This is a genomic window from Pseudomonas umsongensis, from assembly GCF_012647205.1.
Lineage (GTDB): Bacteria > Pseudomonadota > Gammaproteobacteria > Pseudomonadales > Pseudomonadaceae > Aquipseudomonas > Aquipseudomonas umsongensis.
On the sequence record NZ_CP051487.1, the window covers coordinates 497,602 to 514,368 of the forward strand.

Sequence of the window (16,767 nt, forward strand, 5' to 3'; positions counted from 1 at the left end):
CCGGCTCCTACAAGGAATCACATGACCTACAGGATATAACGGGACAGGTCTTCGTTCTGCGCCAATTCGCCCAGGTGGCTGTTGACGTAGTCGGCGTCGATCTGGATTACCTTGTCATCATGGACGCTGGCCAGGTCGCCGGCACTGAAAGACACTTCTTCCAGCAGGCGTTCAAGCAAGGTGTGCAGGCGACGCGCACCGATGTTTTCGGTTTTTTCGTTGACCTGCCAGGCGATCTCGGCAATGCGCTTGATCCCGCTCGGCAGGAATTCGATACCCAGGCCTTCGGTTTTCAGTAGCGCGCAATATTGCTCGGTGAGCGAGGCGTGGGGCTCGCTGAGGATGCGTTCGAAATCTTCCGGGCTCAGGGCCTTAAGTTCGACACGGATCGGCAGTCGACCTTGCAGCTCCGGCACCAGGTCGCTTGGCTTGCTCAGGTGGAAGGCGCCGGAGGCGATGAACAGGATGTGGTCGGTCTTGACCATGCCCAGCTTGGTGTTGACGGTGCAGCCTTCGATCAGCGGCAGCAAGTCGCGCTGCACGCCTTCGCGGGATACATCGACACCGCCGGAGTTGCCGCGCTTGGCGACCTTGTCGATTTCGTCGATGAACACGATGCCGTGCTGTTCGACTGCTTCCAGGGCCTTGGCTTTCAACTCGTCATCGTTGACCAGGCGGCTGGCTTCTTCGTCGCGCACCATCTTCAGCGCTTCTTTGACCTTGAGCTTGCGGGCTTTCTTCTTGCCCTTGCCCATGTTGGCGAACAGGCTCTGCAGCTGGTTGGTCATTTCTTCCATGCCCGGTGGCGCGGAGATGTCGACGCCGGCCATTTCGGCGACTTCGATTTCGATCTCCTTGTCGTCCAGCTGGCCTTCGCGCAGGCGCTTGCGGAACAGTTGGCGGGTATTGGAGTCCTGGGTCGGGGCGTCGTCGCTGCTGAAGCCCATGCGTGCAGGAGGCAGCAGGGCGTCAAGGATGCGCTCTTCGGCAGCGTCTTCGGCGCGGTGGCGCACTTTGACGATTTCCTGTTCGCGCAGCAGCTTGATCGCGGCATCGGCCAGGTCACGAATGATCGATTCGACATCACGGCCGACGTAGCCGACTTCGGTGAACTTGGTGGCTTCGACCTTGATGAAAGGCGCGTTGGCCAGTTTCGCCAGGCGACGTGCGATCTCGGTCTTGCCGACACCGGTCGGGCCGATCATCAGGATATTCTTGGGTGTGACTTCAACTCGCAGTTCTTCAGGCAACTGCATGCGGCGCCAGCGATTGCGCAGGGCAATGGCGACGGCGCGCTTGGCATCGTCCTGGCCGATGATATGGCGATTGAGTTCGTGGACGATTTCACGGGGAGTCATGGACATAATATTTAATGGACCTCAAGCAAGAATGAGCCGTGGCGCGGGGCCAAATCAGGCTTACTCGGCGCAGTCCTGCTCCTCAATGGTCTGGGTGTGGTTGGTGAATACACAGATGTCGCCGGCAATGCCGAGAGCGGTCTCGACGATCTCCCGGGCCGACAGGTCGGTTTTCTTCAGCAGTGCGCTAGCGGCGGCCTGGGCGTAACCGCCGCCGGAACCCATGGCGATCAGGCCTTCTTCGGGTTCGACCACGTCGCCGTTACCGGTGATGATCAGGGAGGCGTCTTTGTTGGCAACCGCGAGCATGGCTTCGAGGCGGCTCAGGGAACGATCGGTACGCCATTCCTTTGCGAGCTCGACAGCGGCGCGTACCAGGTGACCCTGATGCTTTTCAAGTTGGCCTTCGAAGCGTTCGAAGAGGGTAAAGGCGTCAGCGGTGGCACCGGCAAAACCGGCAATGACCTGGCCGTGGTACAGGCGACGAACTTTTTTCGCGTTGCCTTTCATCACGGTATTGCCAAGGGAAACCTGGCCGTCGCCGCCCATGACGACTTTGCCGTGGCGGCGAACTGAAACGATGGTGGTCAAGGGAAGAGTCTCCACGCTGCGGGGCGAAAATGCCGTATGCCCATTCATATGGGGGTGGTGGAGTGGATTTCAACTGTGGGTGTTGGCAGGAGACGAGTGGTGTTGCGCAGCGGTGATCGTTCCCACGCTCCGCGTGGGAACGCCTCAAGGGACGCTCCGCGTCCAGTGACGCGGAGCGTCACGGGCTGCATTCCCACGCGGAGCATGGGAACGATCAGCGGCCTTGGTGGAATCAGCGATTCTGGCGTTGTTGTAACAACAAATTGCTGAAGCCGGCGCCGGCCAGTTGTTTCTGTGCCGTGGTCAGTTGCTCACGGTTACTGAACGGACCCACTAATACCCGATACCAGGTCTCGTCCTTCACCGTACCCGATTCAACCGCCACCGCCTGGCCAAGCAGGATGATTTGCGCCCGCACCTTATCCGCGTCAGCCTCCTTGCGGAACGATCCGGCCTGCAGGAAGAACTTGGTCACCGGTGCGGCCTTGGCCACCGGTGGCGCTGGCGGCGGCGTAATGCCCGCCAGCGCTGCCTGGGCACGGGCGGTATCGATCTTCGCCGCTTCCGCCGGTGTAACCGGCGTTGTCGGAATGGCCGGTACCTGCGGCGTCGGCAGGGTTTTTTCCGGCACGGCATCCGGTGGCACGATCACTTCCGATTCCGGCAACAGGGTGTAGAAGTCGTATTTCGGCTTCACCGGTTGCGTCGGACTCGGCGGGGTCTTGTTGGCCTCGGCGATCTTGGTGGCTTTCTGTTGCTGCTCGACTTTCTCGCGCTTGACCGTGTCGCTGCCCTTGCCGGGCTCCAGCTTCATCAGGAATACGATGAAAGCACCGACCGTCAGGCCGATGGCCATCCACAGCCATCCCGGGATCGGTTGCTTCGCTGGAGCTTGGTAACGGCTGGCGCCACGCTTGGGTGCAGGTTTTTTCTTGGCAGCCAACTTACATACGCTCCAGAGTTTCCAGGCCCAAGAGTTCCAGGCCTTGTTTGAGAGTGCGTCCGGTCAGCGCGGCGAGGCGCAGACGGCTCTGCATTTGTTCCGGGGTATCGGCGGCGAGGATCGGGCAGTTCTCGTAGAAGCTGGAGAACAGGCCGGCGACGTCATACAGGTAGGTGCAGAGGATGTGCGGGGTGCCTTTCTCGGAAACGTTGTTCAGCACCTCGCCAAACTGCGCGAGTTTTGCCGCCAGTTCAAGTTCGTGCGGGGCTTCGAGAACGATCTGGCCTTCGACTTCGCTGAAGTCCTTGCCGAGTTTGCGGAACACGCCAGCCACGCGGGTGTAGGCGTACAGCAGGTACGGGGCGGTGTTGCCCTCGAAGTTCAGCATCAGGTCGAAGTTGAAGCTGTAGTCGCTGGTGCGGTGCTTGGACAGGTCGGCATATTTCACCGCACCGATACCCACCACCTTGGCGATGTTGCGCAGCTCGGCTTCGGCCAGCTCCGGGTTCTTGTCCTTCACCAGTGTGTAGGCGCGCTCCTGGGCTTCTGTCAGCAGGTCGATCAGCTTCACGGTGCCGCCGTCACGGGTCTTGAACGGGCGACCGTCAGCGCCGTTCATGGTACCGAAGCCCATGTGTTCCATTTCCATCGGGTGCGTCACGAAGCCCGCTTTACGGGCGACTGCGAACACTTGCTGGAAGTGCAGGGCTTGACGCTGGTCGACGAAGTACAGGGCGCGATCGGCCTTGAGCGTGCCGCTGCGGTAGCGCACGGCGGCCAGGTCGGTGGTGGCGTACAGGTAGCCTCCGTCGGCCTTGACGATGATCACGGGCAGCGGGTCGCCGTCGGCGTTCTTGAACTCGTCGAGGAACACGCACTGGGCGCCGTTGCTCTCGACCAGCATGCCGGCGGCCTTCAGGTCGTTGACCACATTGATCAGGTCGTCGTTGTAGGCGCTTTCGCCCATCACGTCGGCCATGGTCAGCTTGACGTTCAGCAGCTCGTAGATTTTCTGGCAGTGGGACAGCGAGATGTCCTTGAACTTGGTCCACAGTGCCAGGCAATCGGGATCGCCAGCCTGCAGCTTGACCACCAGGCCACGGGCGCGGTCGGCGAACTCTTCGGATTCGTCAAAGCGCCCTTTGGCGGCGCGATAGAAGTTTTCCAAGTCCGACAGTTCGTCGCTGGTGATCGGGTTTTCCTGCAGGTAAGCCATCAGCATGCCGAACTGGGTGCCCCAGTCGCCGACATGGTTCTGCCGGATCACTTCGTCACCGAGGAATTCCAATACGCGGGCTACGCCGTCGCCAATGATGGTCGAGCGCAAGTGGCCGACGTGCATCTCTTTGGCCAGGTTCGGTGCCGACAGGTCGACCACGGTGCGCTGTACCGGGCCAGCCTTGCGTACGCCGATGTGTTCATCGGCCAGGGCGGCGTCCAGGCGAGTGGCCAAGGCCTGGGTGTTCTGGAAGAAGTTCAGGAAGCCAGGGCCGGCGATTTCGGCCTTCGAGACGTTCTCGTCAGCCGGCAGGGCCGCGATGATTTTTTCCGCCAGGTCGCGCGGTTTCATGCCCGCAGGCTTGGCCAGCATCATGGCGATGTTACTGGCGAAGTCGCCGTTTTTCTTGTCGCGAGAGTTTTCAACCTGGATCGCCGGCGACAGGCCTTCAGGCAACACACCTTCGTTGACGAGTTGGGTGATGGCTTGTTGGATCAGCTGGCGAATGGTGTCTTTCATGGTCTTCTCTTTCGACCGCAGGCGCGGCGGCGCATCAATGCGCTGGTGGAAAAACTGGGCATTATCCGTTGCCGAGGCGACCTTGCCAACCATAGCTGGCAGGTTATGGATATGCGGTGACAAATCGGGCCCCTTCGCGAGCAGGCTCGCTCCCACAGTAGATCAAGGGTGTGCATAAACTCTGCATTCACCTTAACCCCTGTGGGAGCGAGCCTGCTCGCGAAGGCGACCTTGCGATCAATACAAATCGACGGGATCGACATCCAGCGACCAGCGCACCGCCCGCCCGCTTGGCATCTGCTCCAGCACCAACAGCCAGCTGGCAAGCAACCGGTGCAGCGGTGCCCGGGCCGTAGCCTGTAACAACAACTGGGCACGATAACGCCCGGCGCGTCGCTCCATCGGTGCAGGTACCGGCCCGAGCAGTTCGATTGCGCTCAGATTCTGTTCGGCGAGCAAGCGCTCGGCCTCGCTGCAGGCCTCATCGAGGAACCCTTCGGCCTGTCCGGGCTTGTGGGCCTCGGCGCGCAGCAATGCCAAATGCGCAAACGGCGGCAAGCCGGCTGCGCGACGTTCACTCAAGGCCTGCTCGGCAAAGGCGAAGTAACCCTGTTCGGTCAACTGCACCAGCAGCGGGTGGTCGGCCAGGTGTGTCTGGATGATCACCTTGCCCGGCTCTTCCGCCCGGCCTGCTCGACCGGCGACCTGGACAATCAGTTGCGCCATGCGCTCACTGGCGCGGAAGTCGCCGGAGAACAGCCCGCCGTCCGCATCCAGGATCGACACCAGGGTGACCCGTGGGAAGTGGTGGCCCTTGGCGAGCATCTGCGTGCCGACCAGGATGCACGGCTGCCCTTTGTGGATGGTGGCGAACAACTGGTTCATCGCGTCCTTGCGCGACGTGCTGTCGCGGTCGACCCGCAAGACCGGATAGTCCGGGAACAGGATTCCCAGGCGTTCCTCGGCCCGTTCGGTGCCGGCCCCCACTGGGCGCAGGTCGACCTTGTTGCACTTGGGGCACTGGCGCGGTACGCGTTCGACGTAGCCGCAATGATGGCAACGCAGTTCGCCGTAGCGCTGGTGCACCGTCATGCGCGCATCGCAGCGTTGGCACTCGGACATCCAGCCGCAGTCATGACACAGCAGGGTTGGGGCAAAGCCGCGGCGGTTGAGGAACACCAGCACCTGCTGGCCGGCAGCGAGGGTCTGGCCGATGGCTTGTTGCATGGGTCCGGAAATGCCACTGTCCAGTGGACGGCTTTTCACGTCCAGGCGTAGGAAGCGCGGTTGCTTGGCGCCGCCAGCACGCTCGTTCAGCCGCAGCAGGCCATACCGGCCGGTGTAGGCGTTGTGCAGGCTTTCCAGTGAGGGCGTGGCAGAGCCCAGGACAATCGGGATGTTTTCCTGGCGTGCCCTGACCAGCGCCAGGTCGCGGGCGTGATAGCGCAAGCCTTCCTGCTGTTTATAGGAACCATCGTGTTCTTCGTCGATGATGATCAGCCCCGGGTTTTTCATCGGCGTGAACAGCGCCGAGCGGGTGCCGATAATGATGTCGGCTTCACCATCGCGGGCGGCGAGCCAGGCCTCGAGACGTTCGCGATCATTGACCGCCGAGTGAATCAGCGCGATACGCGCGTTGAAACGTTGCTCGAAGCGCGCCAGGGTCTGCGGGCCGAGGTTGATTTCCGGGATCAGTACCAGTGCTTGCTTGCCGGCCTCCAGGGTTTCGCGAATCAGCTGCAGATAGACTTCGGTCTTGCCGCTGCCGGTGACACCGGCCAACAGAAACGCATGATAACTGTCGAACCCTGAGCGAATCGCTTCATAGGCGGCGCGTTGCTCCGGGTTGAGCGGCAGCTCCGGTTGGGCCAGCCAGTGATCATGCCGGGCTCCGGGGGCGTGCCTGCGAATGTCGACCTGGACCAGTTCCTTGGCCAGCAGCAGGTCGAGGCTGTCCTTGCTCAGCATCAGCTTGCTCAATAGCTGATGGGCAACGCCATGGGGGTGCTGGGCCAGCGTTGCCAGGGCTTCGCGCTGGCGCGGGGCGCGGGCGATGCGCGGGTCATCGAGGCTGGCGCCCGGCGCAGCGGACCAGAAGCGCTCCTGGCGCGCCTCAGCCAGTTCGCCCTGGCGCAGCAATACCGGCAGTGCCCAGCTCAAGGTGTCGCCGAGGCTATGCTGGTAATACTGCGAGGTCCACAGGCAAAGCTTGAACAGCGCGGGCGGCAAGGGCGAAGTTGCGTCAAGCAGTGCGAGGGCGGGTTTGAGTTTTTCCGCCGGCACTTCGCTGGTGTCGGCGACCTCCACCAGAATCCCGATCATCTCCCGCCGGCCGAACGGCACCCGCAAGCGCATACCGGGGTGCAACTGCGCACGCAGAACGCCAGCCGGCGCCCGGTAGTCAAACAGGCGGCGCAGGGGCGAAGGCAGGGCGAGGCGCAAAATGGCGTCGGGCACGCGGGGGGATCTCGATAGACGGTACAAAGGATGACTCAGGGCCGGGAGCCTAGCAGACGACCGGTTTGAGGGACAGCTTGCGTGATTGGCATTGTCTGGTAGAATCCGCGGCCTAATTACGTGCGGTATTCAACAATAGTGTTGGGTGGCGGCACGCTAGCCCGAGGAAGACACCATGAAAGCTGATATCCATCCAGAATACCCAGCAGTTGCTGTTACCTGCAGCTGCGGCAACAAGTTCGAAACTCGTTCGACCTTCGGCAAAGCCCTGGCGATCGACGTTTGCAACGAATGCCACCCGTTCTACACCGGTAAGCAGAAGACTCTGGACACTGGCGGCCGCGTTCAGCGCTTCGCAGACCGTTTCGGTGCTTTCGGTGCGAAAAAGGCCTAAGGCCGATCATCATGGGAAAACGCTGCAGTTTTCCCATGCTGATGAAAAAGGCGTCCCTCGGGACGCCTTTTTTGTGTCTGTGATTTGGCTGCAATGGCCATTTTCAAATAATTGTAGACATTTTTTACTTGGATTGTGAACAGTCTATCCCTTGTGTTCCGCGGCTCTTGGCCCAAAGTCGTAGGGCCGGGCGCTTGACAGGGGTGACCGGTCAGTCTTGTGGGGATTTTGCCAGGCGCGTATCCTCGCTGACCAGTCTGTCCAACAGTAAAAGCGGAATGCCAAAATGTCTGATCTGAAAACTGCCGCTCTCGAATATCACGCCAATCCTCGTCCAGGGAAGCTGAGTGTCGAGCTCACCAAGGCCACTGCTACCGCCCGCGACCTGTCGCTGGCGTACAGCCCCGGCGTAGCTGAACCAGTACGCGAGATCGCCCGCGATCCTGAGCTGGCCTACAAATACACCGGCAAAGGCAACCTGGTTGCAGTCATTTCCGATGGCACCGCGATTCTGGGCCTGGGTAACCTCGGCCCATTGGCCTCCAAGCCAGTGATGGAAGGTAAAGGCGTGCTGTTCAAGCGCTTCGCCGGCATCGACGTTTTCGACATCGAAGTCGATTCTGAAAGCCCGCAGGCCTTCATCGACACCGTCAAGCGGATCTCCATCACTTTCGGTGGCATCAACCTGGAAGACATCAAGGCGCCTGAGTGCTTTGAAATTGAACGCGCCCTGATCGAGCAGTGTGACATCCCGGTATTCCACGACGACCAGCACGGTACCGCGATCGTGACCGCAGCCGGCATGATCAACGCCCTGGAAATCGCTGGCAAAACCCTGCCGCAAGCCAAGATCGTGTGCCTGGGTGCCGGTGCTGCCGCCATCTCCTGCATGAAATTGCTGGTGAGCATGGGTGCCAACATCGAAAACATCTACATGGTTGACCGTACCGGTGTGATCCACTCCGGCCGTGACGACCTGAACCAGTACAAGGCCGTCTTCGCTCACGCGACTGACAAACGCACCCTGGCAGACGCCCTGCAAGGTGCAGACGTGTTCGTCGGCCTGTCCGGCCCGAACCTGCTGAGCGCTGAAGGCCTGCTGTCCATGGCGCCTAACCCGATCGTGTTCGCGTGCTCCAACCCTGATCCGGAAATCTCCCCGGAGCTGGCACACGCTACCCGTAGCGACGTGATCATGGCCACCGGCCGTTCGGACTACCCGAACCAGGTCAACAACGTGCTGGGCTTCCCGTTCATCTTCCGTGGTGCCCTTGACGTTCGCGCCAAGCGCATCAACGAAGAAATGAAAGTGGCTGCGGCCAACGCCTTGCGTGAACTGGCCAAGCTGCCAGTGCCTCAGGAAGTGTGCGATGCCTACGGTGGCATCAAGCTGGAATTCGGTCGTGAGTACATCATTCCGAAACCAATGGATGCTCGCTTGATCACCCTGATCTCTGACGCTGTGGCCAAGGCTGCGATCGAGACCGGCGTGGCGACCCTGCCGTACCCGAAGAACTACCCGCTCAAAAGCGTGGATGACGTGTTCAACGGCTAAGCCGTTGTAGCGCTTCAACCGAAAGCCCCGGCTCGTTTTGAGCCGGGGCTTTTTTACATCCGTGAGTTTTGCGTCGATTGTGCAGGCCTTTTCGCGGGCAAGCCCGCTCCCGCAGGGTTTATGCGATTCCTGTGGGAGCGGGCTTGCCCGCGAAGGCGGCAGTTAAATAAATGCAAATCTGGCAGGCAATAAAAAGCCCTGCACTTCTCACGAGGGCAGGGCTCTTTGATGTGGCTTGCGATCAGAACAAATCGATCGGCGCGCCCTCATCCGCCGGTAGCGGGCTGCCTGGAGCGTTGCCGTTGCCCAGCTCATTGCCCGTCGGCGGCGTATCTTCGACCTTGAACAGCTCGAAGTAGGCCCCAGGCGTGCCTGGAGTGGCTGCACGGCCGCTGATTGGATCTACCCGCAGGCTCAGGATGCCTTCCGGCTCTGGCTGGGTGTGAGGCGGCAGGTCTTTGAGCGCGGCACCCATGAAGTTCATCCAGATGGGTAGGGCGACGGTGCCACCAAACTCCTTGCGACCCAGGCTTTCGGGCTGGTCGAAGCCTGTCCAGACGGTGGTGACGTAATCGGCGTTGTAGCCGGAGAACCAGGCGTCCTTGGACTCGTTGGTGGTGCCGGTCTTGCCGGCAATGTCGCTGCGGCCCAGGGCCAGCGCGCGACGACCGGTACCGAGCTTGATCACGTCCTCCAGCATGCTGTTGAGGATGTAGGTGGTTCGTCCATCGACAATGCGTTCAGCCACGGCAGGTGTTTGTGGTGCTGGTTGCTCGCCCGGTGCCTGGCCAGGTGTTGCATTGACCGTAAAGGCTTCGGCGGCGGGTGCGGCGATACCGTCGGTCGCGACAGCGCCTTTTGGCACGCTGGGTGGGTTCGCAACGAACAGTGTATCGCCATTGCGGCTTTCGATCTTTTCGATGATGTACGGGGTGATCTTGTAGCCACCGTTGGCAAAGGTACTCCAGCCCGTGGCAATTTCCATTGGTGTCAGGGTTGCGGTACCCAGGGCCAGGGAAAGGTTGGGTGGCAGATCCTGCTTGTTAAAGCCAAAGCGGGAGATGTAGTCGATGGTCTTGCCAACGCCCATCGCTTGCAACAGGCGAATCGAAACCAGGTTACGTGACTTGTAGAGCGCTTCACGCAGGCGGATCGGGCCGAGGAAGGTATTGGTGTCGTTTTTCGGGCGCCAGACTTTGTCCAGGTATTCGTCGACAAACACGATCGGTGCGTCGTTCACCAGGCTGGACGCGGTGTAGCCGTTATCCAGTGCGGCACTGTAGACGAAAGGCTTGAAGCTCGAACCCGGCTGGCGCTTGGCTTGAAGGGCGCGGTTGTAGTTACTTTGCTCAAAGGCGAAACCGCCGACCAGCGCGCGGATGGCGCCGTTTTGCGGATCAAGGGAGACCAATGCGCCCTGAGCCTGCGGGATCTGGCTGAATTTCAGCGAATTGTCCGCCTGGCGTTGCACGCGAATCAGATCGCCGACCTGGGCCACATCCGAAGGCTGCTTGGGGTTTGGACCCATGCTGTTGGTGTTCAGGAATGGGCGAGCCCATTTCATGGTGTCCCAGCTAACGTGTTCGCTGCCGGTGCGGGTCAGCACCTGCAGGCCGCTCTTGTCGACCTGGGTGACGATGGCTGGTTCAAGGCTGCTGATGGTGCGTTGCTTGGTCAGTTCGGTCGCCCACGCCTCGCGCGTCTTGCCCGGCAGACGAGACTCGGGGCCCCGATAGCCGTGACGCTGGTCATAGGTCATCAAGCCTTCGTGGAGGGCGGTGTTGGCCATTTCCTGAAGGTTGCTCGGCACCGTGGTGGTGACGCGGAAACCTTCGGTGTACGCATCGCTGCCATAGCGGCCAACCATTTCGGCGCGGGCCATCTCGGCGATGTAGGGCGCGTTCACTTCTGGAGTCGGTACGTGATAGCTGGCGTTCAGCGGCTCGTTGACGGCAGTGGTGTAGTCGGCTTCGCTGATTTTGCCCAGCTTGTACATGCGCCCCAGGATCCAGTCGCGACGCTCCTTGCTACGGGCCGGGTTGGCCAGCGGGTTGAATCGCGAAGGCGCTTTGGGCAAGCCGGCGATCATCGCCATCTGCGCCAGGCTGATGTCGCGAATCGACTTGCCATAATACACCTGCGCCGCTGCCTCGATGCCGTAGGCGCGGTTGCCCAGATAGATCTTGTTGACGTACAGCTCAAGGATTTCATCCTTGGTCAGCTGCCGTTCGATCTGCAGGGCCAAGAGGATTTCGGTGGTTTTACGCGAGAAGCTGCGTTCGCTGGTCAGGAAGAAGTTTTTTGCCACCTGCATGGTGATGGTGCTGCCGCCGGACTGGATATGGCCACTTTTGACCAGTTGAGTGGCAGCGCGCATCAGGCTGCTGGGATCGACGCCGTAGTGATTGGCGAAGTTATCGTCTTCAGCACTTAGTAACGCATTAATGAAGTTGGGGGGAATGTCGGCGAAACGGATCGGTGTACGGCGCATTTCGCCAAATTCTGCGATCAACTTGTTGTCGCTGCTGTAGACCCGCAGGGGAATCTGCAACTGGATGCTTCTCAGTGCCTCAACGGAGGGCAATCCAGGACTAAGGTAAAGAAACGCCCCACTCAGACCCAGAAGCAGTCCGCAGAATACGGCGACGATGGACCAACCGAAAAATTTCAGCAGACGAATCAAGGCTTTTGGACATCCAGGGCAAAAAATGAATTTGGCATCAGGGTTCAGGCTAAAGGAGAACGACCCGCGCTTGAGAAAAACCGGAAAAAAACGCTGGGCATTATAAGCATTTTTCCGTCCAAGGCGTTATTTGCGCTAGCTGTCAAGACGGGTGGATTGAACGCAACACCCGTTATGGAGTCCGTAACTCACGGAAAGTCATAGGGAATTGGTAGTGCTAAGACTCTTCAATAAAAAAGCCAGGTCGCTCCTGGGAATCGATATCAGCTCCACTTCGGTGAAGTTGCTGGAACTGAGCCGCCAGGGCAATGGCTATCGGGTCGAAGCCTACGCAGTCGAGCCGTTGCCCGCCAAGGCGGTCATCGAGAAAAATATCGCCGAGCTCGATGGGGTGGGCCAGGCGCTGGCGCGCGTGCTGGTCAAGGCCAGGACCGACCTCAAGTACGTAGCGGTGGCCGTGGCCGGTTCTGCAGTGATCACCAAGACCATTGAAATGGATGCCGGCCTTACCGATGACGAGATGGAAGACCAGTTGAAGATCGAGGCCGACCAGTACATCCCTTATCCGCTGGACGATGTCGCCATCGATTTCGAAGTCCAGGGCGCTTCCACGCGCAATCCTGAGCGGGTCAACGTGTTACTTGCCGCCTGTCGCAAGGAAAATGTCGAGGTCCGTGAGGCCGCACTGGCCCTGGCGGGCTTGACTGCGCGCGTGGTCGACGTGGAGGCCTATGCCCTGGAGCGTTCGTTCGGTTTGCTCAAGATCCAGCAGGGAGGCGCTCAAGGGCGCTTGGTGGCAGTAGTCGATGTCGGAGCAACCATGACCACCCTGAGCGTGCTGCTTGAGGGGCGGATTATCTATACCCGAGAGCAATTGTTCGGCGGCCGTCAGCTCACCGAGGCAATTCAGCGCCGATATGGCCTGACCGTTGAGCAGGCCGGCTTGGCGAAGAGACAAGGCGGCTTGCCGGATGATTATGTCGGCGAAGTGCTGCAGCCGTTTCGCGAAGCGCTGGTACAGCAAGTATCGCGCTCATTGCAGTTCTTCTTCGCTTCGGGCCAGTACAGCGCGGTCGACCAGATTCTGCTGGCCGGCGGTACTGCGTCAATCCCCGGTCTGGAGCGGTTGATCGAGCAGCAATTGGGAACGCCAACGCTGGTGGCCAACCCGTTTTGCGACATGACGTTGGGCAGCAAGGTCAATGCCGTGGCCCTGGCCAGCGATGCGCCGGCGCTGATGATTGCCTGCGGGTTGGCCCTCAGGAGTTTCGACTGATGGCGCGGATCAATCTATTACCCTGGCGCGAAGAGCGACGGGAAGAGCGGCGCAAGCGCTTCCTCGTGGTGCTGGCAGCTGTAGTGCTGGGTTCGGCAGGCGCCTTGCTCGTGCTCAACCAGGTCATCGGCGGAGCTATCGAGCGGCAGATTGCACGTAACGACTACATCGGCAGACAGATCGCCATGGTCGACGAGCGGATCAAGCAGATCAGCGATCTCAAGGCTCGTCGCCAACAATTGGTCGAGCGCATGAGCATCATCCAGGACTTGCAAGGTAATCGCCCGATCAGCGGGCGAATATTTGATCAACTGGCGCGGACCTTGCCCGATGGGGTGTATTTCACCGAAGTCAAAATGACGGGCAAGACCTTGTCCATCACTGGGGCGGCGCAATCGAACAACCGTGTTTCAGACCTGATGCGAAACCTGGAGGCGTCCGACTGGTTCGATGCTCCCAGCTTGACTGAGGTCAAGACGACCTCGGGCCAACTGGACCAGGCCAATGTTTTTCAGTTGACCGTTCGTCAAACCCGGACCGCGGCCGTGGAGGATGGCGAATGAGTCCGTCCGAATGGCTCGACGGTTTGCGCAGGATCGATATCAACGATCTGGATACTCACAACATGGGGGCCTGGCCACCCGCGATTAAAGTCCTGATGGGCATTGTGGTCGCGGTCCTGGTGCTGTCGATCGGCTACAACTTTTCCACGAGCGAGCTTGAAAACCAGCTTGAGCTCAAGCGAGAGGAGGAGTCGACCCTCAAGGAGCAATTTGCCAGCAAATCCCAAATGGCGGCGAATCTGGAACTTTACTCCCAGCAGATGAAGGAGATGGAGAATGCCTTCGGTGTTCTGCTACGGCAACTCCCCAGCGACACTGAAGTCCCAGGCCTGCTGGAAGATATCACTCGAACAGGGCTGGGCAGCGGCCTGGAGTTCGAAGAGATCAAGCTGTTGCCGGAGGTCACCCAGCCGTTCTACATCGAACTGCCGATCAAGATCACGGTCACCGGTGCCTATCACGACCTGGCCACTTTTGTCAGTGGCGTGGCCGGGTTGCCGCGTATCGTCACCCTGCATGATTTCGACCTCGCGCCGGTCAATCCAGACGACGGACCGAAATTGCGCATGAGCATCCTGGCCAGGACTTACCGCTACAACGACAAGGGACTGAATTGATGAGCCCGCTACGTGGTTGTTCGATAGTGGTTTTGGTCGCCTTATTGGCTGGCTGTGACGGCGGCGATGATTTCAGCGACCTGGACGCCTACATGAACGAAATGCGCCTTCGGGCGCCGGGCAAAATTGAACCAACGCCGACATTTCGGTCTTACCCGACGTTCACCTACAACGCCGCCAACTTGCGTAGCCCGTTTTCACGGCAGGTCAAGGTCGATCTGGCACACCAACAAGGTGCGCGCAACGTCAAGCCTGACCCCAGCCGGGTCAAGCAGTACCTCGAGGGTTTCAATATCGAGCAGTTTGAAATGGTCGGTACGATTTCCAATGCGGCAGGCTCCTTTGCACTGCTGCGCGGCGCTGGTGGGGTGCATCGGCTGAAAGTCGGTGATTACCTGGGGCGTAACGACGGCCGGATTGTCGCCATCAGTGGCTCGCAAGTCGAAGTGGTAGAAATCGTTCCTGACGGCGAAGGTGCCTGGCTGGAGCGGCCGCGGATCCTTCCTTTGAAAGAGCACTCATAGTGGAACTCGTACAATGAACAGGATTTTCTCCACCCTCGGAGTATCGCTATGGATAGCGTTGCTGTCACCGATGGTACAAGCGGCCAACCTCAAGGCGCTGGATGTCGCCGCGTTGCCGGGAGATCGCGTCGAGTTGAAGCTGGTGTTCGACCAACCGCCTCCGACGCCCCGTGGTTATACAACGGACTCTCCTGCCCGGATTGCCCTGGATCTGCCCGGTGTCGTCAGTCAGCTGGCGAGCAAAACTCGCGACCTGGGCAGTGGCAATGCCCGCAGCGCGACCGTGGTGGAGGCCAAGGATCGTGCGCGGCTGATCATCAACCTGACCCAGTTGAGCCCCTACGACATGCGGGTCGAAGGCAATAACCTGTTTGTGGTCGTCGGGCAGGGAGGTAAAAGCCGTGCGCCAAGAGCGGCCGCTGCTGCTGTACCGGTCCCGGTTCCGGCGCGCGCGGTTGCACCGACAGGCAAAGCGATTCGTGCGGTGGATTTCCAGCGGGGTACCCAGGGCGAAGGCAATGTCGTGATCGACTTGTCGGATCCGTCCATTGCACCCGATATCCAGGAGCGCGAAGGCAAGATCGTTCTCGGCTTCAACAAGACCCGATTGCCCGAGCCGTTGCGTGTGCGCCTGGATGTGAAGGATTTCGCCACACCGGTGCAATTCGTCAATGCCAGTGCCACGGGGGACAAGGCGACCATCACCATAGAACCCAACGGTGCCTTTGACTATTCGACCTACCAGACCGACAACAAGCTGACTGTCAGCATTCGTCCGATGACGGTCGACGACCTGCAAAAGCGCAACGCCGATCGCAATGCCTACAGCGGTGAAAAGCTTTCGCTGAATTTCCAAGACATCGACGTGCGCTCGGTACTGCAACTGATCGCCGATTTCACCAACCTCAATCTCGTCGCCAGTGACACGGTCCAGGGGGGAATTACCCTGCGCCTGCAAAACGTACCCTGGGACCAGGCGCTGGACCTGGTACTGAAAACCAAGGGCCTGGACAAGCGCAAGCTGGGTAATGTGTTGCTCGTCGCTCCGGCCGACGAAATTGCCGCCCGTGAACGCCAGGAGCTGGAGTCGCAAAAGCAGATTGCCGACCTGGCACCACTGCGTCGGGAGCTGTTGCAGGTCAATTACGCCAAGGCGGCCGATATCGCCAAACTGTTCCAGTCGGTGACCAACGCCGAGGCGAAAGCCGACGAACGGGGATCGATCACGGTCGATGAACGCACCAACAACATCATTGCCTACCAGACCCAGGACCGGCTCGACGAACTGCGGCGCATCGTTGCGCAGCTGGATATTCCGGTACGTCAGGTGATGATCGAGGCGCGTATCGTTGAAGCCAACGTTGACTACGACAAGAGCCTTGGCGTGCGTTGGGGAGGCTCAATACAGAACAAAGGCAACTGGAATGCCTCGGGAGTCGGTAACGGCACCAGCGACGGCGGTAGCACCAGCTCGCCGTTCGTCGACCTGGGGGTCGCCAACAACACATCGGGCATCGGCATCGCCTTCATCACCGACAACGTCTTGCTGGACCTTGAATTGACGGCCATGGAAAAGACCGGCAATGGCGAAATCGTCTCGCAACCCAAGGTCGTCACTTCCGACAAGGAAACCGCAAAGATCCTCAAGGGCACCGAGATTCCCTACCAGGAAGCCAGCTCCAGCGGCGCTACTTCGGTCTCGTTCAAAGAGGCTTCGCTATCGCTGGAGGTGACGCCGCAGATCACGCCGGACAACCGGATCATCATGGAGGTCAAGGTCACCAAGGATGAGCCGGATTACCTGAACAAGGTCCAGGATGTGCCGCCGATCAAGAAAAACGAAGTCAATGCCAAGGTCCTGGTCAACGATGGCGAGACCATCGTCATTGGTGGTGTTTTCTCAAATACTCAAAGCAAGGTTGTAGATAAGGTGCCATTTCTTGGCGATGTGCCGTATCTTGGCCGCCTTTTCCGGCGTGACGTGGTTTCGGAGAAAAAATCCGAGCTGTTGGTGTTTCTCACACCGCGTATCATGAATAACCAGGCGATTGCTGTGAGTCGTTGATTC

General features: G+C 59.9%; 13 protein-coding genes. 7 read left to right on the forward strand and 6 right to left on the reverse strand.

Features of this window, described 5'->3' with window-relative positions; genetic code table 11:
- Positions 1 to 26: 26 nt before the first annotated feature.
- From hslU to HGP31_RS02255, 5 genes are all read right to left on the reverse strand, one after another.
- On the reverse strand, positions 27 to 1,364 hold the full coding sequence (hslU, locus tag HGP31_RS02235) for an ATP-dependent protease ATPase subunit HslU (protein WP_020801248.1): 1,338 nt from the start codon (positions 1,362 to 1,364) through the stop codon (positions 27 to 29).
- A gap of 54 nt (positions 1,365 to 1,418) precedes the next feature.
- Complete coding sequence (gene hslV / locus HGP31_RS02240) at positions 1,419 to 1,949, reverse strand: ATP-dependent protease subunit HslV (RefSeq protein WP_020801247.1); 531 nt, start codon at positions 1,947 to 1,949, stop codon at positions 1,419 to 1,421.
- 232 nt (positions 1,950 to 2,181) lie between these two features.
- The gene (locus tag HGP31_RS02245) at positions 2,182 to 2,892 is read right to left on the reverse strand and encodes an SPOR domain-containing protein (RefSeq protein WP_008058118.1); all 711 of its coding nucleotides are present in this window, start codon (positions 2,890 to 2,892) and stop codon (positions 2,182 to 2,184) included.
- Position 2,893: 1 nt separating this feature from the next.
- Complete coding sequence (gene argS, locus HGP31_RS02250; protein ID WP_033044373.1) at positions 2,894 to 4,630, reverse strand: arginine--tRNA ligase; 1,737 nt, start codon at positions 4,628 to 4,630, stop codon at positions 2,894 to 2,896.
- A gap of 237 nt (positions 4,631 to 4,867) precedes the next feature.
- The gene (locus tag HGP31_RS02255) at positions 4,868 to 7,087 is read right to left on the reverse strand and encodes a primosomal protein N' (protein WP_020801245.1); all 2,220 of its coding nucleotides are present in this window, start codon (positions 7,085 to 7,087) and stop codon (positions 4,868 to 4,870) included.
- 175 nt (positions 7,088 to 7,262) lie between these two features.
- Here HGP31_RS02255 and rpmE point away from each other — a divergent pair, with 175 nt between their 5' ends.
- Positions 7,263 to 7,481, forward strand: a complete 219-nt coding sequence (rpmE, locus tag HGP31_RS02260; protein WP_008047849.1) for a 50S ribosomal protein L31 — start codon at positions 7,263 to 7,265, stop codon at positions 7,479 to 7,481.
- A 286-nt stretch (positions 7,482 to 7,767) separates the two neighbouring features.
- Complete coding sequence (locus HGP31_RS02265; protein WP_020796147.1) at positions 7,768 to 9,036, forward strand: malic enzyme-like NAD(P)-binding protein; 1,269 nt, start codon at positions 7,768 to 7,770, stop codon at positions 9,034 to 9,036.
- A gap of 241 nt (positions 9,037 to 9,277) precedes the next feature.
- On the opposite strand, the gene HGP31_RS02270 is transcribed toward HGP31_RS02265, so the two are convergent.
- On the reverse strand, positions 9,278 to 11,719 hold the full coding sequence (locus HGP31_RS02270) for a penicillin-binding protein 1A (RefSeq protein WP_033042561.1): 2,442 nt from the start codon (positions 11,717 to 11,719) through the stop codon (positions 9,278 to 9,280).
- A gap of 214 nt (positions 11,720 to 11,933) precedes the next feature.
- On the opposite strand from HGP31_RS02270, the gene HGP31_RS02275 reads away from it, so the two are divergent.
- Genes HGP31_RS02275 through HGP31_RS02295 form a run of 5 tightly spaced genes read left to right on the forward strand, consistent with a single transcriptional unit; the run spans position 11,934 to position 16,764 of the window.
- Positions 11,934 to 12,995, forward strand: a complete 1,062-nt coding sequence (locus tag HGP31_RS02275; protein WP_020796149.1) for a pilus assembly protein PilM — start codon at positions 11,934 to 11,936, stop codon at positions 12,993 to 12,995.
- Positions 12,995 to 13,558: a PilN domain-containing protein gene (locus HGP31_RS02280; protein ID WP_168757100.1), complete on the forward strand. Its 564-nt coding sequence runs from the start codon at positions 12,995 to 12,997 to the stop codon at positions 13,556 to 13,558. The genes HGP31_RS02275 and HGP31_RS02280 overlap by 1 nt, the downstream gene beginning before the upstream one ends.
- On the forward strand, positions 13,555 to 14,175 hold the full coding sequence (locus HGP31_RS02285; RefSeq protein ID WP_033042556.1) for a type IV pilus inner membrane component PilO: 621 nt from the start codon (positions 13,555 to 13,557) through the stop codon (positions 14,173 to 14,175). The genes HGP31_RS02280 and HGP31_RS02285 overlap by 4 nt, the downstream gene beginning before the upstream one ends.
- Entirely contained in the window at positions 14,175 to 14,699 is a 525-nt protein-coding gene (locus HGP31_RS02290; protein ID WP_033042554.1) for a pilus assembly protein PilP, read from the forward strand. The genes HGP31_RS02285 and HGP31_RS02290 overlap by 1 nt, the downstream gene beginning before the upstream one ends.
- 13 nt (positions 14,700 to 14,712) lie before the next feature.
- Positions 14,713 to 16,764, forward strand: a complete 2,052-nt coding sequence (locus HGP31_RS02295) for a type IV pilus secretin PilQ (protein WP_168757101.1) — start codon at positions 14,713 to 14,715, stop codon at positions 16,762 to 16,764.
- Positions 16,765 to 16,767 lie beyond the last annotated feature (3 nt).